14 protein-coding genes are annotated in these 25243 nt (G+C 35.0%); 7 read left to right on the top strand and 7 right to left on the bottom strand.

All coding sequences use genetic code 11. The features are described 5' to 3' along the window. Positions 1–1022: 1022 nt before the first annotated feature. From H600_RS0115935 to H600_RS0115975, 7 genes are all read right to left on the bottom strand, one after another. Positions 1023–2249, bottom strand: coding sequence for a chloride channel protein (locus H600_RS0115935; protein WP_342446976.1), 1227 nt, complete (start codon positions 2247–2249; stop codon positions 1023–1025). Between the two features lie 752 nt (positions 2250–3001). Next, positions 3002–4438, bottom strand: a complete 1437-nt coding sequence (locus tag H600_RS0115945) for a TolC family protein (RefSeq protein ID WP_026729725.1) — start codon at positions 4436–4438, stop codon at positions 3002–3004. Continuing rightward, the gene (locus H600_RS0115950; RefSeq protein ID WP_026729726.1) at positions 4428–7634 is read right to left on the bottom strand and encodes an efflux RND transporter permease subunit; all 3207 of its coding nucleotides are present in this window, start codon (positions 7632–7634) and stop codon (positions 4428–4430) included. The genes H600_RS0115945 and H600_RS0115950 overlap by 11 nt, the downstream gene beginning before the upstream one ends. Before the next feature lie 21 nt (positions 7635–7655). Further along, a complete protein-coding gene (locus tag H600_RS0115955; protein WP_026729727.1) occupies positions 7656–8738 on the bottom strand; it encodes an efflux RND transporter periplasmic adaptor subunit in 1083 nt (360 codons plus the stop codon). A gap of 635 nt (positions 8739–9373) precedes the next feature. Beyond that, entirely contained in the window at positions 9374–9856 is a 483-nt protein-coding gene (locus tag H600_RS0115965) for a TraB/GumN family protein (RefSeq protein ID WP_157509935.1), read from the bottom strand. Between the two features lie 77 nt (positions 9857–9933). Then, positions 9934–10659 carry a LytR/AlgR family response regulator transcription factor gene (locus tag H600_RS0115970; protein ID WP_026729730.1) on the bottom strand — a complete coding sequence of 242 codons (726 nt, stop codon included), beginning with the start codon at positions 10657–10659 and terminating at the stop codon, positions 9934–9936. Next, positions 10646–11710 (bottom strand): sensor histidine kinase, encoded by a 1065-nt coding sequence (locus H600_RS0115975; RefSeq protein ID WP_157509936.1) that lies wholly within the window; start codon positions 11708–11710, stop codon positions 10646–10648. The genes H600_RS0115970 and H600_RS0115975 overlap by 14 nt, the downstream gene beginning before the upstream one ends. Before the next feature lie 154 nt (positions 11711–11864). Between H600_RS0115975 and H600_RS0115980 the strand changes: the two genes are divergently transcribed. The 7 genes from H600_RS0115980 to H600_RS0116010 all read left to right on the top strand — a co-directional run bounded on the left by H600_RS0115980 (position 11865) and on the right by H600_RS0116010 (position 24856). After that, complete coding sequence (locus H600_RS0115980; protein ID WP_239457777.1) at positions 11865–13331, top strand: outer membrane protein assembly factor BamB; 1467 nt, start codon at positions 11865–11867, stop codon at positions 13329–13331. Positions 13332–13908: 577 nt separating this feature from the next. After that, a complete protein-coding gene (locus H600_RS0115985) occupies positions 13909–14316 on the top strand; it encodes a hypothetical protein (protein WP_026729733.1) in 408 nt (135 codons plus the stop codon). 125 nt (positions 14317–14441) lie between these two features. Then, positions 14442–16076 (top strand): DUF6377 domain-containing protein, encoded by a 1635-nt coding sequence (locus H600_RS0115990; RefSeq protein ID WP_026729734.1) that lies wholly within the window; start codon positions 14442–14444, stop codon positions 16074–16076. A gap of 246 nt (positions 16077–16322) precedes the next feature. Further along, the gene (locus H600_RS0115995; protein WP_026729735.1) at positions 16323–18434 is read left to right on the top strand and encodes a glycoside hydrolase family 97 protein; all 2112 of its coding nucleotides are present in this window, start codon (positions 16323–16325) and stop codon (positions 18432–18434) included. A gap of 1014 nt (positions 18435–19448) precedes the next feature. Next, the gene (locus tag H600_RS0116000) at positions 19449–22427 is read left to right on the top strand and encodes a SusC/RagA family TonB-linked outer membrane protein (protein WP_026729736.1); all 2979 of its coding nucleotides are present in this window, start codon (positions 19449–19451) and stop codon (positions 22425–22427) included. 35 nt (positions 22428–22462) lie between these two features. After that, positions 22463–24070 (top strand): RagB/SusD family nutrient uptake outer membrane protein, encoded by a 1608-nt coding sequence (locus H600_RS0116005; protein ID WP_026729737.1) that lies wholly within the window; start codon positions 22463–22465, stop codon positions 24068–24070. 18 nt (positions 24071–24088) lie between these two features. Further along, the gene (locus tag H600_RS0116010; RefSeq protein ID WP_026729738.1) at positions 24089–24856 is read left to right on the top strand and encodes a SusE domain-containing protein; all 768 of its coding nucleotides are present in this window, start codon (positions 24089–24091) and stop codon (positions 24854–24856) included. Positions 24857–25243 lie beyond the last annotated feature (387 nt).

The raw sequence follows: 25243 nt of genomic DNA on the forward strand, positions 1-25243 counted from the left end.
CAATTGGCGCCATCTGGCTGAGTGACGGGGACGGGACAAATTACAACATCATTTTTGGATGATTTGAAGAAATTGGCTTACTATATTTAGTGTCTGTCTTTCATTGGCTTTGTAAATTTGGTTTAGATGTCCTGTTGGGGATTGATGTAAAAAAATATAAAAACTCAATTGGTTTATGGCATACAATTCTACAAATATTTATGGAGGATTTGAAAATATTGTTATCGTTAAGGTAGGATTGTCTTTCTTTAGCTTTATGAATTACTTTATGCGATTTAAGTTTTGTGGTACAAAAGTAATCCCTTTCATAGTATCAAGTCCAAAAAAAGTTTGGCACCAATGATACTCTTAAAATTCGTGGTTTTATAAACCTATGTACGTGTAAAAAAAATAGAGCATAGTTGAAATACTTCTAGTAAATACTAAAACCTAACTTTGGTTGATTAAAAGCCTTTAATTCGATTAAAGGCTTTTTTATATAGCCAATCCAAATTTTTTACTGAGAGCTGTAATTGAATCGAAAAATGAAACAGCATGTTTTCAATAAAATACTTCGAAGGTTATTTTAGTAGTTCCTCAATTCTATTTTTATTTGATAGCCAACAGGTGTAAAATAATGCAGACAGATTATTTCTCCTTCTTAAGTGTGCCAACAAAAAGAATGCATGGCAAAACAGTATTTAGTTTTTATTTATTTGGAGCTTAAAGTGCAATGTTTTTTAAATTTATTGTTTTTTCCGATAGATTTGAACTTTCAATTACCCATCATGTATAATATGATGTTCCCGGACAGCACTATTTACAGTATAGCTACAAGTTTTGCCAATGTATTCGAATATTATTAAAGCGAAGCGACAAACCATAATTAGAAGGAGGGATTAATACCTAATGTGCCAGCCATAAAAATCCCTCCGATTCTGATTGCTTCGCGGCAAAAAACTGATGTTTTTTTGAGCTGGCATAAAAAAACTAATTTTAAATAAAGCGGTTCAGGCTAAATTTCATTCCCTGTACTTAATCGGCTATTGCTTTGCTGTTAGATAAAAGTCATATGAATATACATTATAAGGAAGCAGTTTTTTTGAAAAAAAATACGAAATTACAGTTCCAAGCGCAATAGGGACAAACAATAAATATCCGTTTGGAAGCAGATTACAGATCAGAACCAAAGAAGTTAAGGGAGCGGAAAGAGAAGCCGATAAAGCAGCCGCCGCCCCTACCAAGGCAAAGTTTAAAGGGATTAAATCTGCTGAAAAATAAGCATTGCCAATAGAGGCGACAAGCAGCCCTAGAAATGCTCCTGAAACAATGCTGGGCGCAAATACGCCTCCGTCTCCGCCTGCTCCAAGTGTAAGGGATGCCGCCAGGGGTTTTAGCATTGTAATGATTAATAAGAAAAAAAATGAAACGCCTGGTGCCTTTATGGATTCATGCAGCACCTCATGAAGGGCATCATAACTATCGCCGTATAAGCCTGGGTACAAGTAAATTAATGCACCAACAGTTAAAGCCCCTAAATTAACGCGTATGAAATTGTTCGAAATAGTCCCGAAAAGGCCTTTAATCCGGGTAACTAAAAGTGTGAAATAAACTGCCAATAACCCTGAAAGAAGGCTTAAAATAATAAAAAACGGAAAAGCCGTCCAATTCCAATCTGCAATGGTATATAAGAGCAAAGGCTTATTATCAAACAAAGAAATAAACAGCCAACTTGCCAATGCTGAACAGGTACAGGCGATAACCAGTGTTCTGTTTATTTTCCTTGCAATAACCTCCATTGCGAATAGCCAGCCGGCTAGAGGGCTGCAAAATAAAACAGCAACTCCCGCGGTCACTCCCGCGCAGATTAATTCCGTTTTATATATTTTTGCAGACAGATCCTTTTTGTAGGCAAAGTTCCCAATAGTGGCCGCAGCCACTACAGTGGATACTTCTATACCTGTTGACCCTCCAAATATTACTGTTAGAAATCCATTGATGTAATGCGAGGGGATTTTAAATAGCGGCAAATGGTCTTTGCGCTGATCAAGTGTTTTATATATTTCGGTTATTCCTTTGTTTTTCCTATTCTTGAATGCATATTTTCTCAAAAAATAAATCGCGGTAATTCCAATGGTAGGAAATAAAATTATTCCTATTGAATAATTGCTGGCAATATTAAACAGGAAGCGTTCAAAAAATTCTGTCAGCTTTTTTAGTGAAAATGCGAGCAATGCCCCACAGAGCCCAACAAAAATAGATATAAGCATAAGTTTAAAGTAATTTCGATGAATTATCTTGTGTCTTTCCATTGAGCGGGTAAATATTTTTTGTTTAAAAAAAACAAGGTTATGTATTAAAATATGTTATTTATAATTTCTATTTTTTACGTAGAAATTTAGTAGTAGATTGTTAAAAGATTTTTTTAAAGCCAAAAGAGGTCTTCACATTCTTTATTATTTTATTTGTAAAAAAAACTTTCGTGTTTACTGTAATTTGATTAGATGCCATATTGTTTCTGATTAAAACAAATATATTTTTCTCTTCGAAACGTATCAATATTTCAAGATCTTCCTCAATGCGGCTTAATGATTTTTCAATTTCAAGATTTTTTTTAAAATGTTTTTTTATTCTTCTGGCAGAGATAATGCTTTTTTTATGAGTTCATTTTCCATTCCTAATATAGGAAAAATAAATTCTTTCTCTATCTCAAAATGCTGGGCCAATTCATTGCTGTAATGCCAGTCGGCGTAATTTTTAATTCTTTAAGGGGCAATTTTCTGCCACGGATTGCCCAGCATAATTCTAACGACTGCTGGTGGTCTATATGCAAAGAACTAAGCAGATGCCGTAAATCTCTTGGGGCACCTGCATTAATTATAACTTCTTTAAAACTCATTTTTTTATCAATTTAATTAAAGGGTTTAATATCTCTAATATAATGCAGCAATTTCCATTCCGAATTAAAATAGACCTTCACAAAAGAAGGCCTATTTTCTGATGGAAATATTTATGAAAACTACTAATTCCAGCCACCTCCTAATGCTCTGTAAACATTAACAAAGGCGTTCATCTGCTGTTTTTTGGTTTCGATAAGTTCAAATTTAGATTCTAAAGCATCTTTTTGAGTCAATAAAACTTCCATATAATCTGCTCTGGCAGAACTAAACAAATTGTTAGATATCTGAACAGATTCGTTTAAAGCATCAACTTGCTGTGACTTCAAGTCATAGCTTTTTGCCGTATTTTGAATTTTAGACAATTGGTTGGCAACTTCAACATAAGCATTTACCAATGTTCTTTCATAATTGTATACAGCCTGAATTTGCTTAGCTCCAGCGGTAAGATATTCTGCTTTTATTGCATTTCTATTAATTAGAGGAGCAACCAAATCGCCTGCTATAGAATACAACAAAGATTCTGGAGAAGTCAGTAAATATTTGGTATTAAAAGCTTCATATCCAATCCCTGCTGAAATGCCTAGCGAAGGGTAAAATTTCGCTTTAGCAGCTTTAATATCCAGTTTTGCGGCAATTAGTTCCATTTCTGCTTTTTTAATATCTGGACGATTTTCTAAAAGCTGGGAAGGTACTCCTGCGTGAATATCTGCCGGAGTAATAGTGCTGAAAGTATTGCTGCTTCTAGCAATTTTTTGAGGAAAACGCCCTAATAAGAAATTGATTTTATTCTCCGTTTCGGTAATTTGCTGCTGAATATCAAACTGAAGACTTTGCGTACTCAAAATCTGCGCTTCAAATCTACGTACAGCCAGTTCGTTCACTCTTGCAGCTTCTTTCTGTATTTTAACCACTTTTAAAGCATTGGTTTGAATGTCAATGTTTTGTTTGGTGATTTCTAGTTGATTATCTAATGCTAAAAGTTCATAATACGAATCGGCTATTTCTGCGATCAAATTGGTAATCACAAAATTCTTTCCTTCAATAGAACCTAAATAACGGTTTAAAGCGGCTTTTTTTGCATTATGAAGTTTGTTCCAAATATCTATTTCCCAACTTGAAGTCAGTGCAAAACGATAATTAGGAAGCGGATCAGGTGTTTCTTTGCCAGGCATAATATCTGTTGTTGCTTCGCCAGAACCTGTGCTGGTGTATCTTCCAGATTTGGTTAAATCGGCACCAGCGCTAAAACCAACAAAAGGCAAATATTCTCCTTTTCGTGCTTTTACTTCGCTTTTAGCAATTTCAATTTCTTGAAGCGTAATATTCAATTCCTGATTGTTTTTCAATGCAATATCAATCAGATTCTCCAAATTTTCATCTGTAAAATAGCTTCTCCATTTAACTTTTCCGGTATTTAGAGTGTCTAAACCATTATCAGCATAGTTTTCGGGTACCGTTTTATTTTCTGTTTTTTCTACAATAGAAGTTGTTTTACAACCCGCTATAGAGAGTAATACGCAGATAAGACCTGCGTATTTTATATTTCTGTTATTCTTCATTTTCCTCCGTTTGATTGTTTTTTGAAAAATCATCTACATGATGTATGAAATCATCAGATAAAGAGCTTTCTTCTTCTCCTTTAATTAGTTTTCGGCCTTGTGCCAATGAACCAAAAATGTAATATAGTCCAGGAACTATGATTACTCCGAAAATGGTTCCGAAAAGCATTCCGCCAAGCGCAGATCCTCCAATAGTTCTGTTTCCAATTGCGCCCGCTCCAGAAGCAAAAATTAACGGTATCAAACCAGCAATAAAGGCAAATGATGTCATTAAGATGGGTCTAAAACGAACTTTGGCGCCTTCAATTGCAGCTTCGAGAATTGTCGCGCCTTGCGAATGTTTTAATACAGCAAATTCGACGATCAGTACGGCATTTTTACCAAGCAATCCGACCAGCATAATCAATCCGATTTGAGCGTAAATATCGTTTTGCAAGCCCATTATTTGTAGAATGACAAACGAACCTAAAATTCCAACAGGAATAGATAAAATTACAGACAACGGAATAATAAAACTCTCATATTGTGCAGCCAATACGAAGTAAACGAAAGCCAATACCACTAAAAAGATATAAAGCGATTCGTTGCCTCTTCCAGCTTCATCATAAGAAAGACCTTCCCATGCAATATCATACCCTTTAGGAAGTGTTTTAAGAGCGGTTTCCTGTACCGCTTTAATGGCATCTGCAGTAGTGTATCCTTTTGCAGGCTGACCCTGAATAGCAGCAGAATTATACATGTTGTAACGCGTGATCTCATTAGGTCCCTGTGTTTTTTTAAGAGTCATAAAAGCAGAATAAGGCACCATTTCTCCATGATCATTTTTTACAAAGAGATTCAATACATCTGATGGGAGTCTTCTAAATTTCGGGTCAGATTGCACATATAATTTAAAGAAACGTCCAAATTTGATAAAACCTTGTTCGTAGGTACTTCCAATTAAAATATTTAAGTTTTCCATTGCCTTACCAATAGAAACGCCTTTTTGCATTGCTAAATCATTATTGATCTCCAATTCATACTGCGGATAATTGGCGGCAAAGAAAGTAAACAAACCAGAAAGCTCTTTACGTTTGCCTAGTTCTGCCATAAACTGCTTGTTGATTTTATCAAATTCCTGATAATTGGTGCTGGTAGTTTTGTCTAGTAAACGCATAGAAAAACCGCCAGAAGAACCAAATCCTGGAATTGCAGGCGGTTCAAAAAACTCTACGACAGCACCTAGATCTTTAGATTTCTTTTCTAATTCTTCCATGATTTCTGTTACAGAATGTTTTCTGTCAGACCATGATTTTAAGTTAATCAAACAGGTTCCAGCATTAGAACCACGACCTTCTGTCATGATTTCATAACCTGCCAAAGAAGAAACAGATTCAACGCCTTCGACTTTTTCACAGATTTTCTGCAATTTTTGAGCAACCTGATTGGTTCTTTCTAAAGTAGCGCCAGGAGGCGTTTGAATGATTCCGTAAATGGTTCCCTGATCTTCACTCGGAATAAATCCAGAAGGAAGTACTTTATTTTCTATAAAAATAAAAGCACAGAAGGCAATTAGAATTCCGAAAGTTAAAACTCTTCTGCTTACAATTGTTTTTAAAACCACAACATAGCGGCCTGTAAGTCTTTCAAACCATCTGTTAAAAGCATCTAGAGATTTTGTCAGGATATTTCCTTTTTTCTGTTTTCCATGATTGTTTTTCAAAAGAATGGCACAGAGAACAGGAGTAAGGGTCAAAGCTACAATGGCAGAAATAATAATTGAGCTCGACATCGTAACCGAAAATTGTCTGTAGAAAGTTCCCACGGGACCAGACATAAACGAAACAGGAATAAATACAGAAACCATAACGGCTGTAATAGCAATAATGGCACCTCCAATTTCGCCCAATACTAATTTAACGGCATGATAAGGTGTAATATGCGGAAATTCTTCAAATTTGGCATGGACGGCCTCGACGACGACAATAGCGTTATCGACTACAATTCCGATTGCTAATACCAATGAAAAGAGAGTAACCAAGTTGATTGACATTCCAAACAGCTGAATCACAAAGAAAGCGCCAATTAAAGATACTGGAACGGCAATAATTGGAATTAAAGTAGAACGCCAATCTCCTAAAAATATAAATACAACCAAAGCAACCAAAATGAAAGCATCTCTCAAAGTATGAACAACTTGGTCGATAGAAGCATCTAAGAATTGAGAAACGTCATAACTAATTTTATAATCCATTCCTGGAGGAAAACTCGCTTTCATTTCTTCGAGCTTTGCTTTAACATCATTAATTACGTCACTCGCGTTACTTCCGTAGTTTTGTTTTAATACAATTGCTGCAGAAGGATGACCGTCTAGATTCGAATAAATATCAAAGAATTCGCTTCCTAATTCAACTTTTGCAATGTCTTTTAATCGAATGCTTTCACCTTCAGAATTGGCACGTACAATTACATTTTCATATTGTTTAGGTTCATCATATCTTCCTTTATACGTCAGCACATATTCTAAAGATTGTGCAGCAATACCAGAACTTTGTCCTAATCGCCCAGGACGACCAATAATGCTTTGTTCTTGAAGTGCTTGCATAACTTCTTCAACAGAAATTTTATAAGCTCTCATTCTATCAGGATTCAACCAAACGCGCATGGCGTATTTACGGCTTCCAAGAATCTGAGTTCTCGCAACACCTTTAACACGGCTAATTTCTGGAATCATTTTTACATCGGCATAGTTGTAGAGAAACTTCTCATCCATGCTTCTGCTCTTCGAGTAAAGGTTGATATACATTAACATACTCGGTTGAATAGGAGTAATAACGACTCCTTCACGCTGAACCAGTTCAGGTAATAATGGCATTACCTGATCTACCCTTGTTTTAACTCTAATTACAGCTTCATTAGGATCGGTTCCTGGTTCAAAAATTATTCTAAGTGTTGCTTCTCCGGCACTCGTTGCATCTGTAGCCATGTAACGAACACCTTGTGTACCATTAAGCGAATTCTCTAAGGTAATTAAGGTAGATTTTACCAGTACATCGGCACTTGCACCTGGATAAGCGATAAAGATATTTACGGTTGTGGGCGCAATTTGTGGAAATTGCGATATAGGAAGCTGTTTGATGGACAGCGTACCTATAAAGACAATTATAATCGAAATTATAATTGCAAAAACGGGTCTATGTATAAATTTATTAAACATGTGTTCTTTTTTTAGATTCGGTTATTCTGCATACAATTCTAAATTGGACATAACCGATTGCGGTTTTACCACTTCGTAGTCTATTTTTTGATTTTCTTTTACAAGACGAAGCCCTTCTAAAAGTATTTTATCATGAAGAGACAAACCTTCCTTTATTACAAATAGGTGAGGCATTTCGGCAGCAATAACAACCTCTCTAGATTTTACAGCATTATTTTTATCAATTACATACACATATTTTTTGTCTAAAACTTCAAATGTCGCTTTTTGAGGTATTAGCATAGCATTTTTAAGTTCGATAGGCATTTGAATGCTTCCTGTTTCTCCGTGTCTTAATAATCTTTTTGGATTAGGAAAAGTGGCTCTAAAAGGAATATTTCCGGTTTCATTATCAAAGTCGGCTTCAATGGTTTCTACAACTCCAGGATATTGGAATTTTTTGTTGTTAGCCATCAAAAGATTAACTTTCATTTTACCGCTTTTTCCGGTCTTTTCCTGATAATCTAAATATTCAGATTCTGGAACGTTATAATATACCCACATTGAGCTGTTATCTGCCAATTCTGTAAGCAATTCTCCTTCATCAACTAAACTTCCCTGACGTACGTGAAACTTGTCAATGATTCCATCAAAAGGCGCTCTGATTTCTGTAAACTGAAGATGAACTTTGCTTAAAGCCATTTCAGCATTTGCTTTTTCTAATTTAGCTTTTGCCATTGCCAGTTCATTTAGAGAAACCACCTTTTCATCAGCTAACTTTTTAGCGTTTTGATATTCAATTGAACTGAAACTTACTTCAGCTTTTGATTTTTTTAATTCGGCTTCATAAAGAGCAGGCATGATTTTAAATAGGAGCTGACCTTTTTTTACCATTTGTCCTTCGTCTACATATATTTTTTCAAGATAACCGCGCTCTTGAGCTCTTATCTCAATATGTTGAATAGAATGTATTTGTGATACGTAATCTTTTGTAATGGTAGTATCTTTTTCGATTGGATTTGTAACCAGAAATTTGGTTTTTTCTTCTTTTTCTTCTTCTTTTTTAGAATTGCAGCCCGCAAAAACTAAGGCGCATAAAGTCATGATCATGAAAATTCTCTTCATAATTATTTCAGCATTAAAACGTAATTTATTTTTGATTTTAGATAAAAAGGTCTTTGGGAATAGACTATAGAAGTTCATATCCGTCTATTATCTAACTAAAGAACACAGAGGATAAAACTATAAAGTGATTGGCTATTGGCAAGCAATAGCGTTAAAAATCAAATTCTAAAAACCTGAAATAACAGATATACTTTATTGTCAAGTAAACTGAAAATTTTGCAGTTATTTACTTTTTGGGTAAAAGCAGTCGCAGAAACGACAAAATGATTACTTGTATGAAAAATTAAAAAGTAGTTGTTTTTTACAAGCTGTTTTTGGGTAGCCGAAAAATTATCCTCGTTTTCTTCATTATCGAAAAGGCATATTTTTCTTTTAAAAGATTCAAATGAACGTCCTCGATTTAATTTGGATTCACTTTGAGTATGATCTGCAAGAGTACAGAACGAAAACTTTTTATATAAAACAATGTTATTGTGTGCATAAACATTCCCATATCCATTTAAGAGAATGACTATTGAAAGTAAAAATTTTGTGCACCAATTTTTCATAAGAGTCACAAATTTAAACAAACGATGCCATAAAAGCAATGGTTTGACTTTATTTATTAGAAAATTTTATTTGATATCTCCCGATTATCATGATTGAGAAGGATGGACAAAACAATTTTTGACTGCAGCTGGGCTGCAATAAATGTGTGGAAATAGGTGGGCGGTAAATGAGGTTATAAAGCTTAAATCTTTTTTGTTGCGATCAAAATAATTGATGAAATTTTGAAATTCTTTTCGTTTAGCCCAAATTGTAAACAATGACTTTTTTAGGGCTTCTTTAGTAATAACTCCTTTATTAATGTTTTTTTGCGCTTTCCAAACATCATAAATACCAGACTCAAATGAGATGGTATTAAAACCCATTTCTTGATGCAAGGACTCAACAATCTTGGTTTTCATTTCAAAAACATTTCCGTCAAAATGTGTTTTTTCGCCAAGCATTACCACTTGAGCTTCTTTTATTTCTTCCTTTAAAAAAGAGAAATCTTCTACCGAAGTGTTTTCAGGTAAAACAATAACTTTCTGATTTAAACTCTGCGCTTTACCAATCTGGCAAATTAAAATAACCAATATCGCACTTTTATAACATACCCCTGTAATAGTAATGGATATTACATCCATAAGAAGTGGAGTGGAATCGACAGAAATCAGTGGTAATTATGTAAAGAATTTAAGATACGAGATACGTATGCATGATAAAATCTTCCGATAGGCAATTGCTTATTTTGGATATTGACAATACTAGTGCTGAAACCTGTTATTTTATTTGTTGCCACTAAAAATGAACGATGAATTCTACAGAACAATCCTTCAGGCAGTTTCTCTTGCATTTCAGTAATGGATTGGTAGGTCTTATAACATTCTGTAGTGGTAAAAATCAACAAATAATTGCCTTGAGATTCAAAATAGCTTATTTCTTCCAGAAAAAGTTTCACCATCTTTCTTTCACATTTCACAAAAATAAACGGATTTTCTTTCTCTTGTTTTTTAGAATGTAATATCGTTTCATTGAACTCTCTGGCTTTACTGTATTTATTTATAGCTTTCGTAAAACGTTCTAGCGAAATTGGTTTTAAAATATAATCGAGAGCATCAATCTCAAATCCTTGGACAGCATATTCTGTATAAGCAGTTGTGAAAATTACAGCGGTTTCTGCATGCAGACTTTTGGCAAATTCTATTCCTGATTTTCCCGGTAAATTTATATCTAAAAAAATAAGATCAATTTTGTGCGATTTTAAAATATTCTGCGCATTGGAAACACTGGTAAATTTTCCTTTCAAATCCAGAAAATCAAACTTCGCAATATGAAGTTCCAGTAAAATAGAGGCCGGTAATTCATCTTCAATTATAATACAATTAATTGCTGACATCTTTTATCTTTATTTTTAAGGAAACAAAAAAACTTAACATCTCATTTTTTATGGTCAAAGTATGTTTTGCAGGATATAGCAGCTCTAATCTCCTTTTTACATTTGCAATTCCAATTCCGCTGCGCACATTATCTCCTATAGTATTATAATGCTCAGGCAGGCTATTTTCAATTTTAACTACAAGCCAGTCATCACTTGCATTAATAGCAATTGTAATCCAGCCCTGATTGTTCTCATCTAAACAATATTTATAGCTGTTTTCGATAAATGGAAGTATCAAAAAAGGCTCAATAAAATGATTCTCAACATTTCCATAAAGACTAAAACTCAATTGAACCTGATTTTCAAAACGCAGCTGTTGTAACGAAATATAATTTTTGAGATAATCTATTTCGTTTTGCAGAGAGATACTTTTATTGTTCAAATCGTAAATCGAAAACCGAAGCAGATCCGATATTTTAATCACAATTTCAGCAGAATCATCTGATTTGTTCAAAATTTTAGAGTATAAGCTATTCAGGACATTGAATAGAAAATGTGGATGGAACTGGTTTCGGAGCGAGGATAATTCTGCTTGAAGCTTTTCGGATAAAATCGTCTGGACCTTATTTTTTTCTTCTGCTAAATAATATAAAAGTTTAAATGCAATTGGCGTTGTAACTACAAATTGTAATTTACTCACATTGTACAAAAAGACTGGTGCCGACAAAAGAGGTTCTCTCTTCCAGAAAGTCATATAATAACGTAATATTATATAATTGTCAATTAGCCGCTGCAAGAATGCAAAAACTAGAATCAGAAGAACATAGCAACCGATAAAAATGGCAGTTTTTTTCTTAAATAACAAATTAGGCATTAAAAACTCAACAATAATAGTCACGAACAGTATCTTAGGCAAAACGCTGTACCATTCGTTTCGCCAAGCCATAATGAAATCGTCTTCCGGAAGTCCCTGGATCATACTAAAGAGTAAAATATAACCCAACCAGTACAAGGTATAGAGTTTTATCTTTTGAGATTTGTTTTCGGGATTGTAGCTGATTTGCCCCAATTGGTCAAGTTTTATATTAATGCAAAAATAAGGCTTTATTTCAAATCAAAATTGTTGTCTGCAATGCAAATCATGTTGTTTAAATAAATTCTTTTTTTGGAATGAAAAAGAAAAATAACTTTCGTTCAAAAACTAACTTAAAAAATAACCAAAGATGAAAAAAAAAATCTTTTTTTTCTTGATTTTAATGTCTTTAGCATTTATTGCAAATGCTAGAAATTCTACAAGTCATAAAAAAAAACTAACCAAACCGAGCATGAAGCCAATGTATTTAATTGCAGTAATAGGAATTCTTTTTGGAATAAGCAGTTTACCAGTTTTTGGACAGCAGAAAAAAAACACAACTGTAAGTGTATTTCAAAATCGCGTTTTTAACGGAGATAAACACATGCTATTAGGCGATTTAAAATGGGCTTTTAAAACAAGTGGAAAAATATTTTCTTCACCTATTGTTTATAATGGTATTGTTTATATAGGTAGTGAGGATGGCAATCTTTATGCTATCAATCAGAAAACGGGCAAAACACATTGGAAATTTAAAACGGGAGGTGCGGTACACAGCTCTCCGGCAGTTTTCAAAAACACTGTCTATATTGGAAGTTTTGATGGCTACTATTATGCTCTTGATATCCACACAGGTCATATGAAATGGAAATTCAAAACAGGTGGAGAAAAGTGGTTTGACGAAATAGGTTTTCTGAGTTTTAAGCCTGTGGACAAATGCATGGATGATTTGTGGGATTTCTTTTTGTCCTCTCCTGTTATAAAACCCGACGATAAAAATCCAAGAATTTTCTTTGGCAGCAGTGATGGGAATGTATATGCACTCAATGCAAATACAGGAGAGTTGGAATGGAAATTTGCGGCAAAAGGATCGATTCACTGCAGTCCTGTCCTGTATAAGAACACACTCTATATTGGTAGTTGGGATGCTAATCTGTATGCCGTAGATACAGAGACTGGAAAAATGCAATGGAAATTTGCAACAGGAATGCAATTGGGCTTTAAAGGAATTGAATCTAGCGTAGCAGTTGCTAATGATATGGTTTATTTTGGCGCTCGTGATCCTTTTTTATTTGCGCTCAATGCCAAAACCGGAAAATTGGTTTGGAAGTATGACGCGGCTTATTCCTGGATTATCAGTTCGCCAGTTGTAGCGAATGACGTTCTGTATGTCGGCACATCCGACACTTTTGCACTGTTGGCCCTGGATGCAAAAAGTGGAAAAGAATTATATAAGTTTAAAGCAAACGGTTATGTATATTCTTCTCCGGCGATTGCTGGTGATACGGCTTACTTTGGAGATTTTACCGGTAATTTCTTTGCAGTAAACGTTCAATCTTCGGGCAAGCAATGGAACTGTTTCAGCACAGATAGCAGAATGTTATATGCCTCTGAAATATTAAATAATGGCTTCCTTGACTTTTCTTATGCTGCCAAAGGGGCTGATTTTTCTTTTTACGATGTCAATAAAACCGTGATGGATCAATTTTATAAATTGGGCTCCATTGTTTCTTCTCCTTTTATTTCCAATAACACTGTTTATTTTGGAAGCGCTGACGGGAATTGTTACGCAATTGGGCTAAAATCAAGAAATAATTCATACCCAAAATTCAAATAATTTAAACCCAAATAAAATTGTACGGCTATACAATGAAATGCGGTTTTTTTTCTGGCATTCCTATTCTCTTTTTATTTGTTTAGGATAGGATATTTCCAAAATCGAAAAGAAAGTTAATGCCATAAAATCATTAGGAACACGATGCCTGTTTGGATATTGAGGGGGCAAACAGATTTTATAGGAAATCTTTCTGATGAGAATACACCGCCAACAGAGCAGACGAAATCTAAAATACTCTGTGATTCCAAATTCCTGTACTTTGCTTTTAGATAATATGGTAATGAACCGGATAATCATAAAACGTTTGTCGAGAAGTGATGGCTTTGATGGCGGTCGGTTGACGTTAATACTGACAGCTACCATGATAAAAGACCGGGGTTCTCATTTGCCATAAATATCGAGAGTAAAGAGTGATTAATTTAAAGAACGGTTGGTCTCTCGGTATTCTGGAAAGTGTAATGACAGACTAGTATGTCAAAATCGATAGTGGTCAAGAACGACAAGAAGTGCATATAGAACCGCTTACCAATAATCTTGTTGGTTATGTTAAAAGGATTTTAACGGCCGAAATAGTTTTTTGGGAGCAATTGTAACGGCAACCAGCAGAAATACGGATGAACCGCAATTTCTGCTTTTGCGAAAAGCAGCGTATTCCGGCGGATTGGATTTCAAGCACAATTGGAAAAACAGGAAATATTTTATTGGTGGAAATGCAATCTCCAGCCATGTCTTAGGTTCAAGAGAATCGATTACGAACACGCAGAGAGAAATTTCACATTTGTTTCAAAGAGTAGATGCTGATTATATTTCTGTTGATAAAAGCAGAACGTCACTTACGGGGACGGGAGGAAAGATTGAAGCAGGAAAGGCCGCTGAAGGACACTGGCGATATAATGCGACACTAACCTGGCCTTCGCCGGAATTGGAGCTCAACGATATTGGCTTCTGTGTCAGGGGGATGAAATCAAGCAGATTTTTTATGTAGTGATCAATCCTTAAAATCTTTTCATGATGATGCGTTTTGAGCCACAACTTTTGATTTTGTTGGATTTCATAATGCAAGATAATAATATTAAACTATAAACTTAATCTAAACAAAATAAACACAGAATGAATAAATTTTGGACTTTATTCCTTATTATCTGCCTTCCTGCACAACTATATTCTCAAGATGAAATTAATTCATTGTTAGATGAATTAGATGCTGCTATTGATAAAAGAGAAATCTATCATAATAAAAAGGAAACTGAAATAAGTAAACTTGTCAGTTTGAAGAAATTAACTTCTACGAACGTTCAGAAATATGAGATATTTGAAAAGTTATATAATGAATACAGGGCTTATCAGTCAGATTCAGCTTTAAATTATGCCCGTAGAAGTTTAATAGCAGCTAACATCTTAAAGGATTTAACCAAAATTAATACTGCAAAATTGAATTTAGCATCTATTATGGGAACTTTGGGGATGTATAAAGAAGAAACCGATATTTTGCAAGGGATCGATATACATTCTACGCCTGAAATTAAAAGCTTCTACTACGGCGTACATAGTTCGCTGTATCTGTATATGTCCATATATGCCGCCTCCAAACAGGAAAAAAAAAGCTACGAACAATTGAGCGAACAGTTTCGGGATTCCGTTTTTAAGTACGAGTCAAAATCGAATGTTATTACTCAAGCGAATATTTTGTTTGAAAAAAGGCAATATGACAAGACCCTTCAAATGTTACACGATTATTTTTATAAAATGGATAAAAATGATCCTGATAGAGCAATCGTAGCCTATATTATATCTAGAACCTACCAAAAGAAGAAAAATTTCCATCAGGAGAAAAAGTGGTTAATCAAATCGGCAATTTCAGATTTGAAATTAGATAAAAGGGAATACATTTCACTTCGATCTTTGGCTTTTATCATGTATAAAGAAGATGATGTAGACCGGGCCTATAAATATATCCAACGCTCTTTGGAAGATGCGCTTTTTTGCAATGCCCGTTTGAGGACCTACGAAATTTCTAGAATGCTGTCTATCATCGATCTAGCTTATCAAAAACAGAATGAAACCAACCGTTGGCAATTGATAATGTTTTTAATAAGTGTGAGTATTTTATCTCTATTGTTAATGGTTGCTTTGGTTTTGCTATTTAAAGAGATGAAAAAAAAATCCGTAGCCAAAAGGGAAATTAGTTTGGCCAACAGTAAGCTCGTTGAATTAAATAAAGAGTTGAACAGTTTTAATGAAAGATTAAATTATGCCAACTCAACGCTTATAGAGGCTAATTTGGTTAAGGAAATTTACATTGGGCGTTATATGGATCAGTGCTCGCTATATATTAGCAAGTTAGAGGAATATCAGCGTAGATTGAATGTTATTCTTTCCAGTGGAAAAACAGCCGAATTAGTCAAAGCCGTGAAATCTAAAGAATTCATTGAAGTGGAATTAAAAGAATTTTACAAAAATTTTGACAAGACTTTTTTGTCTCTTTTTCCAAATTTCATTGAAGAATTTAATGAATTGCTTATTGATAATGAGTGTATTAAAATAAAACCCGGAGAGTTGATGAATACTGAATTGCGAATATATGCCTTAATCCGACTAGGAATTTCAGATAGTGTAAAAATTGCGGATTTTTTGCGCTATTCTTTATCTACGATTTATAATTACAGAACCAAACTAAGAAATAAAGCTTTAGGTCCTCGGGATAAATTTGAAGCAAATGTGATGCGAATAGAGACTAATATATAGTTTTTTTTAAAATTTGCCGCCTTTTTACTCTTCTTATAGTAAAAAGGCTTTTATTATTCTACCAAATTACTACTTTTTCGTAGGATTAAGTATCGTTAAGTTATTTAAAATAAATTCATTATGCTTTTTAGGGCTGACTTTTTGCTACCAAACCATCATAGCAAGAATTGTGGCCGAAAAAACGCTTTAAATTTGATGGAACTAAAAAAGCTAAAACAAACCATTAATTTTATTAACTCAATTCAAATGAAACATTTCTTACTATTGACCTTGCTATGCCTGGCATCTAATAGCTTGTTGGCGCAGCAATTAAAATCTCCCAATCAAAAATTTCAAATGAAGTTTTCTTTACAAAGTGATGGCACACCCATTTATAGCTTGAATTATAAGGACAAGGTAGTTATTAAGCCGAGCAAACTGGGATTGGAGCTGAAAAATGATTCAAAATCATTACTGAATGATTTCACAGTTATTGATTCTGCCAAGAGTACTTTTGACGAAAACTGGAAGCCAGTTTGGGGAGAAGTAGCCAGCATTCGTAACCATTATAATGAATTGGCGGTAACCCTAAACCAAAAAGGAACCGATAGACAGCTGGTTATCCGTTTCCGATTGTTTGACGAAGGTTTAGGCTTTCGCTATGAATTTCCTTTGCAAAAAAATCTAACTTATTTTATTATTAAAGAAGAAAAAAGCCAGTTTGCAATGAATGGAGACCATACCGCTTTCTGGATTCCAGGAGATTATGATACTCAGGAATACGATTATACGACTTCTAAATTGTCTGAAATAAGAGGTTTGACTAAAAAAGCCACTACCGAAAATGTTTCGCAGCAATCTTTTTCGCCGACAGGAGTCCAGACGGCCCTGATGATGAAAACAGCAGATGGGCTTTTTATCAATCTGCATGAAGCCGCCTTAATTAATTATTCATGTATGCATTTGAATTTGGATGACAAGAATATGGTTTTTGAATCGTGGTTAACGCCAGACGCCAAAGGTGATAAAGGCTATATGCAGGCACCTTGCCAATCGCCTTGGAGAACTATTATGGCAAGTGATGATGCCACGGAAATTTTGGCTTCAAAAATGATTTTGAACTTAAATGATCCTTGTAAAATCGAGGATACTTCTTGGATTAAACCAATGAAATACGTTGGGGTTTGGTGGGAAATGATTACAGGGAAAAGCACTTGGGCCTATACCGATGAATATCCAACAGTGCAATTAGGGCTTACCGATTATGCAAAAGCTAAACCCAACGGAAAACATGGCGCCAATACGGCTAATGTAAAAAAATACATTGATTTCGCAGCTGCAAATGGGTTTAGTGCGGTATTGGTAGAGGGTTGGAACGAAGGCTGGGAAGATTGGTTTGGCCAGTCTAAAGATTATGTTTTTGATTTTGTAACCCCTTATCCTGATTTTGATGTAAAAGGAATTCAGGAGTATGCCAAATCGAAAGGGATTAAAATAATCATGCATCACGAAACTTCCGGCTCTACACGCAATTATGAACGTCACATGGACAAAGCTTATCGTTTTATGAAAGACAATGGTTATGATGCTGTAAAGAGCGGCTATGTGGGGCCAATCCTTCCGCGCGGTGAAAATCATTATAATCAATGGCTTGTCAATCATTATCAGTTTGCAATTGAAAAAGCGGCAGACTATAAAATCATGGTCAACGCACATGAAGCGATTCGTCCAACAGGGATTTGCAGAACTTATCCAAATTTAATTGGAAATGAATCGGCTAGAGGAACAGAATACCAGGCTTTTGGGGGATCCAAGCCTAATCACGTTACAATTTTGCCATTTACCAGATTAATTGGCGGCCCAATGGATTATACTCCTGGAATTTTTGAAATGAATATCAGCAAAATTAATCCAGAAAACAATTCGCATTTAAACAGCACCTTGGCAAATCAATTAGGATTGTACGTAACAATGTACAGCCCATTGCAAATGGCTGCTGACTTGCCGGAAAATTACGAGCGTTTTCCAGATGCTTTCCAATTTATTAAAGATGTTGCTGTAGACTGGAGTGAGAGTAAATATTTAGAAGCTGACCCTGGAGAATTCATCACAGTTGCAAGAAAAGCGAAAGGAACGGAGGATTGGTTTATAGGTAACGTAAATGGTGAAAAATCAAGAACTTCATCTATTACTTTGGATTTCCTAAAAAAAGGTAAAAATTACCAAGCAACCATTTATGCAGATGCAAAAGAAGCGCATTACAAAACCAATCCGCAGGCTTATATTATTCGAAAGATAAAAGTTGATAGTAAATCTAAATTAGCGCAATATACTGCTCCGGGAGGCGGTTATGCTATAAGTATTATTGAATTGAAATAGAGACTAATGACTTTGGAAATTAATTTTACCTATTTAATTGTTTAAATAAAATCAAAGCTGTTTTATTATCCCTAAACCCCTCAAAGCAATTTGAGGGGTTTTTATCTTCATTGTGCAAACAGTCCTATTCATATTCTTTTTACTTCAACTCGGAAAATTTCAATTCCAAGATGCATCCCCATAAGTGCTTCCTAGAATGCTTTCTTTCAGTTGAGCCTCCAACGATTATGGTGCTGAATATTCCTATAAGTTTAGTCTCCTTCAAGTTTTTAATGATAGATGGCTTTTTAGCCATCAGCATTCAAAAGCGGATCATATTCACAATTAAAAGATATATTCGGTATATCAGCCTCAAAAGATCCCGCCATTTCGGCAAGGATGCTACTCTGAAAATTCAATTTCTGATCTGTAATTGCGTATTTAGGCTGATAACTTAAAGTTTCTCCTTCCTGTTTTGTGACTTTTTTTTTTGGAGATTCCTAGCAAGAAAAAACTATTGAAACAAACCTTTGGCGGTGGGCAGAATTAAAAATCTTCCTGCATATTCTGCATTATCAACACTTAAGGATCAAATCAGAAAATCTTCTACAAAATATATTAGATTTTGTGCCTTCAGGATTATTGAGAGAGATCAAACCAATTAGTTTTTTTAAGGCATTTTAATTTAAAATATTTCGATTGAAGCGCAGAGCATTAAAGAATTAACAATTTTTACTAGCGTAATAAATCTAATGTTAAACTAACTTTTTTGCAAATGCGATTTGCCTAGCTCAAATCTGATTTTTTACTACATAGGTACTACTTTTTACAGGTGTTAAATGGTGTTAATTGTTTGTTTTTAAGGTGTTTGCGTGTATGTAACAACTCGTTTAGCTACATTTTTTTTATTGTCAAAATTAAGACTTTAAACGCTTCATAATTTTGTGTCAGCGAAATCGAAATAATCTCTCCTTAGATCATAGCGATTTTGCAAAAACAGTATTACTAACAACCAAACTTATTTAAACCAAACTTATGAAAACAATTTACAGAAAGTTGTTATTTTTATTCCTATTGGTGCCTTTTACAGTATTAGCCCAGAACACGTTAAGCGGTACTGTTGCTGACAAAAGGACGGGTCAGCCAATACCGGGAGTAAATTTAAATGTACAAGGTGCTCCAAACGGTGCATCTACGGGATTTGACGGTAATTTCCAACTGTCAAATGTTAGAAGCGGAAACAAAATTGTTGTTTCTTTCATTGGATACAAAACCCAGACCATTGATTACACAGGACAAAAAACATTAAATGTTTTTTTAGAAGAAGATGCAAACCAGCTCAAAGAAGTTCTAGTTCAGGTAGGTTACGGAACTGTTAAGAAAAAAGATGCAACAGGTTCTGTTTCACAAATTGCAGCAAAAGACTTTAATAAAGGGATTAACGTTACTTCTGAGAGTTTAATTAAGGGCCGTATTTCAGGCGTGAATATAACAGGCGGAGGAGCGCCTGGAGCAAAAGCGGACATTAGAATTAGAGGAGGCTCATCGTTAAATGCTTCAAACGAACCTTTAATTGTAATAGACGGACTTCCCACTAGTAATGCGGTACCTAACGGAGCTACAAGTATTTTGGCTACAATAGATCCTAATGATATTGAGTCGTTTACAGTTTTAAAAGATGCATCTGCGGCTGCAATTTATGGATCTAGGGCTGCAAATGGTGTAATTGTAATTACAACAAAGAAAGGCTCTAAGGCTGGAATGAAGGTTTCATTCAATTCTCAAACCGGCGTGGATACTGTTGCTGATACAGTCGATGTATTGAGTGCTGATCAATTTCGGAATTTAGTAAATGAAAAAGGTTCAGCAGCTCAGAAGGCATTGTTAGGCACTGCCAATACAAATTGGCAAGATGAAATTTTTCATACTGTACTGACAACCAACAATAATGTATCCGCAAGCGGTGCACTATTTGGCAAGCTTCCTGTTAGGCTTTCTTTAGGCAACACAAACAACCCTGGAATATTAAAAAATACAAGCTTTGAGAGGACTACTGCTTCATTGACTATGAATCCTGTTTTATTTGATAACCATTTAAAAGTTGATATTAACGGTAATTTGTCTTTTGGTAAAAATAGATTTCAAAATCAAGGCGCTGTGATTGGCAATGCAATAGGATTTGATCCTACGCAGCCAGTATACCAGACGGGATCTCGTTATGGCGGATATTTCGAATGGTTAGAAGCAAATGGCAATTTACCCTTATTGCCAGGAAGGAACCCTGTGGCTTTATTAGATCAGACGAACAACAGTTCAACCTCTACTAGAAAATGGGGAAATGTAAGGTTAGATTATAATTTGCATTTCTTTGAAGATTTAAGGGCTGTGCTTGAATTGGGCATTGATAAATTTGATAGCAACGGATTTATAGATATAAGCACTGAAAGTGCCACTGGATATCAGCCTAATGTTTTTAGCTCAGGAAATTGGGTGAATAAAGGAGGAAATACGCATTATACGGACTCGCGCCAAAATAAAAACTTAAATGCCTATTTTAATTATAGCAAAGATTTAGGAAAGTTTAAAACTGATGTTACGGCAGGCTATAACTATCAAATGTTTCAAAGAGAAGGATTTACAACTAATAATATAAGAGTTCCCGGTACTGAGCCTGATGTTCAAACGGATCCAGATATTAATTTGCAGTCTTACTTTGGTCGTGTAAATCTAGGATATGATGGCAGGTATTTATTAACATTGAATTATAGAAGAGACGGTACTTCGCGTTTTTCTGAAAAAAACAGATGGGGTAATTTTTCAGGCGCTGCTTTCGCATGGAACATTTCAAGTGAGTCGTTTTTGAAAGATAATAGTGCTTTATCAAATCTTAAATTACGATTAGGGTACGGTGAGACTGGACAGCAGGATATTAGTGCTTCGTACGATTATCTAAAAAGAGTGACTTTGGGCACGGTGAACTCTCAGTATATTTTTGGAAACACTATCTACAGGGTAGCAAGAACTGAAGGTTATAATCCAGACATTAAATGGGAAGAATTAGCTGAAGCCAATATAGGTTTAGATTATGGATTATTCAATAATAGAATAACAGGATCCATCAACTATTTTAATAAAAAGTCAAATGATCTTTTAGCTTTTATTGCTTATCCTGATGGCGCGAATATGAGAAATCAGGGTTTTTCTAACGTAGGCAGCGTAAAGACAGATGGTGTTGAATTTAGCATCGAATCAGACATTATAAAAAATGATAATTTAAACTGGAATTTAGCTTTTAATGCAACTTATATTAAACAGGAAATAACCAATTTAGGCTTTACTGTTCCGGGTTTTCAAGGATATACCACTGGAGGTATTGCAGGTGGTAATGGTAATCAGATACAAATTAACTCTGTAGGATTTGCTCCCAATACCTTTTATGTTTATGAGCAGCTATATGATGCAAATAAAAGACCGATCCAAGGAGCTTACGCAGATAGAAATAAAGACGGGCAAATTAACACCGAGGACCGTTACAGGCTTCACAAAGCGGCACCGGATTATACGTTTGGCTTTGTCAGCACATTGAATTACAAAAATTTTGATTTTACAATGAATTGGAGAGCTAGTTTAGGAAATTATGTTTTTGACAATATAAGCTCTGATAAAGGATACCTGCAGGCAGGCTTAAGAAGAGAAACTGATTTGGCCAATGTTACTATAGATTATTATAACACGGGTTTTGATGCTGAAACTAATTCAAATGGAACCCAACGCAACTATTCTGATTATTTCATAAAAGATGCATCTTTCATAAAATTAGATAACCTGACAATAGGCTATGCATTAGGGAAAAAGATATTAAAGTCTGCCGCATTGAGATTTTCTGCAGGAGTTCAAAATGTTTTGACTTTCACAAAATACGACGGTTTGGATCCTGAACAGTTTAATGGCATTGATGGTAATGTTTATCCAAGAGCCAGAACTTACTTCTTTGGAGTTAATGCCAATTTGTAATAGTACATTCATGAACAAATTTTAAAAAAATAAAAATGAAAATATCATTTAAATATATAGCTTATTTTCTTCTATTCATTTTTGGATTAAATATGGTGCTTACTTCGTGTACAAGCGACCTAGAAGTGACCCCAAAAGACGATGATGAATTTTTATCAGATTCCTTTTTTAAAGACCCCTCATCCTATAAACAAGGATTGGCTAAGCTGTATGCAGGTTTATATGTCGGAGGAAATGATGGTGATGGAATTGCTGATATTGCTGGAATTGGAGGAGATTTTAGCAGCTATTTGAGGTTATTGTTTGCAATGCAAGAGTTTACAACGGACGAAGCTATTGTATCGTGGGGAGATGATGGTCTGCCAGCATTAAATTTTCAGACGTGGAGCACCAATAATCAATTCTTATATGGATTGTATTCCAGAGCTTTTTACCATATTAGTATTGCTAATGAATTTTTAAGGCAAACCACAGATGAAAAATTAGCAGAAAGAGGTGTTGATGCCAGCCTGAAAAGTGAAATTACCACCTTTAGGGCAGAGGCCCGCTTCTTAAGAGCATTTTCATACTATAATTTGATGGATCTCTTTGGTAATGTGCCTATTATCACGGAGAAGGACCCAGTTGGTTTTTTCTATCCCGAACAAAAAGCAAGAGCAGAAGTTTTTGCATTCATTGAATCCGAATTGAAAGATTTAGACAAAAGCCTTGCCGCTTCAAGAGCAAATGAATACGGAAGAATAGATAAAACAGCTGCTAAATTTTTATTGGCGCAAATTTATCTTAATGCAAAAGTATATAGCGGAACGGCAAAGAATGATGAGGCAATAGCGGCCTGCAATGATGTTATTAATTCAGCTTACAGTTTTGCAGATGTGCCATACCGATATTTATTTGCAGCTGACAATAATGTCAATGGAGCGCAAAATGAATTTATTTTCCCGGTGATCAATGACGGTAATGCTATTAGAGCTACAGGCGGAGGTATGAGCTTCATTTTGCACGCTTCTATAGGAGGAACAATGGATGCCGCGACCCAAGGGATGGATGGGGGCTGGTCAGGCATCAGAACAAGAAAAGAATTTGTTCAATTGTTTCCCGATGAAAATGCTACTGGAGATGTCAGAGGCACTTTCTATACCAATGGACAAACCTTAGATATTGCTAACGTAGGTGCTTTTTCAAACGGTTACGCAGTTACCAAGTACACTAATGTAAATTCTGATGGAAGCGCAGCGCAAAGAAATGATATTCCAGATACAGATTTTCCGATGTTTAGATTATCAGATGCATATTTAATGTATGCTGAAGCAACTTTAAGAGGTGCATCAAACGGCAATATCGAAACAGCTTTAGGTTACGTGAATAAAATCAGAAAAAGAGCTAATGCAACTAGTATTTCAACTTCCGATTTAACATTAGATTTTATTCTTGCGGAAAGGGCAAGAGAATTGTTTTGGGAATGCCACAGGCGAACTGATTTAATTCGATTTGACAAATTTACCGGTTCAAGTAAACTATGGCAATGGAAGGGAGGCATTCAAAATGGGACTTCTACACAATCCTACAGAGATATTATGCCAATTCCCAGCACAACCATTCAAGCTAACCCGACTTTAAAACAAAACCCTGGATATAACTAACATATAAAAGATAATAAAATGAAAAATATATATAAAATTCTGGCTGCATTAATTGCCATATTAATAGTGTCATGTAATGCTGATGATGTTGAAAACAGACCGGTAATCACTGAGGGGATTGCGCCAGTACTGCTCACTCCGCAATCTAATTTTAATATTGTGCTCGAAAATGCCAATGCTACAAGCTTAGCGACTACTTTTGTTTGGAATGAAGCACATTATGAGGGAACTGAAACAGTTATTAATTATACAATTGAAGTGGCAAAAGCTGGTACCGATTTTAAAAATCCTACTATAGCGAGTGTAACCACCGCTACATTTAAAAGCTTTACAGTTGAAGAATTAAATGCCGTCGCTTTAAATGCTGGGCTTACATCTTTTGTCGAAGGAAAGCTGGATGTACGAATTAGATCTACAGTCGGTGCAGTTAACGCACTGCCGCAAACATCTAATTTTTACACTATCACCGTAACGCCATACCCTGCATGGCCAAACTGGGGCATAATTGGTAGCGCGACGGCAGCAACAACAGGTGGTGACGGTTGGACAGCCGATGCTGACTTAAATTATAATTCAGCTTCTAAAAAATATTCCATCACGATGGATTTAGCCGCGGGGGAAATCAAATTTAGATTAGATGATGACTGGGCAACAAATTACGGCGATAATGGAAGTGATGGAACTTTAGATGCAGGCGGCACGAATATTCCAATTGTAACAACAGGAAACTATACTATTGTAGTTGACTTCACTGCAAAAACTTACACTGTTACAAAAAATTATTAATTTTCCATTGTGATAAAAGGCCATCTTAGGATGGCCTTTTTTTAATAATGCTATCGGGACAAATCGAAATTACTGCCAATCAATAGTTTGTTCGTAGTTAGGTTATATTCTTTTTTTTTTTTTTGATAGTCCTCACTGCTGTAGCTACAATATTTTGAATCATAATGCTCACTTCTCGATCGGCTTCGCTGATTCTTTTTGTCATGTTATTTTCAGAATCAGGCAAGAAATTATTTTAACAATTTTTCTATTTCTTGATAGTAAATTTTATCAAGGGATAAGTGTAATTATTCTTTAATTGCATATCCTTTCTTATAAAAATCTTTGCCTTTTAAAAAAATCTTTGAACAAACTTATATTGCTCTCTTTTTTGTATGCTAATGCTAA

Source organism: Flavobacterium denitrificans DSM 15936, assembly GCF_000425445.1.
Classification (GTDB): domain Bacteria; phylum Bacteroidota; class Bacteroidia; order Flavobacteriales; family Flavobacteriaceae; genus Flavobacterium; species Flavobacterium denitrificans.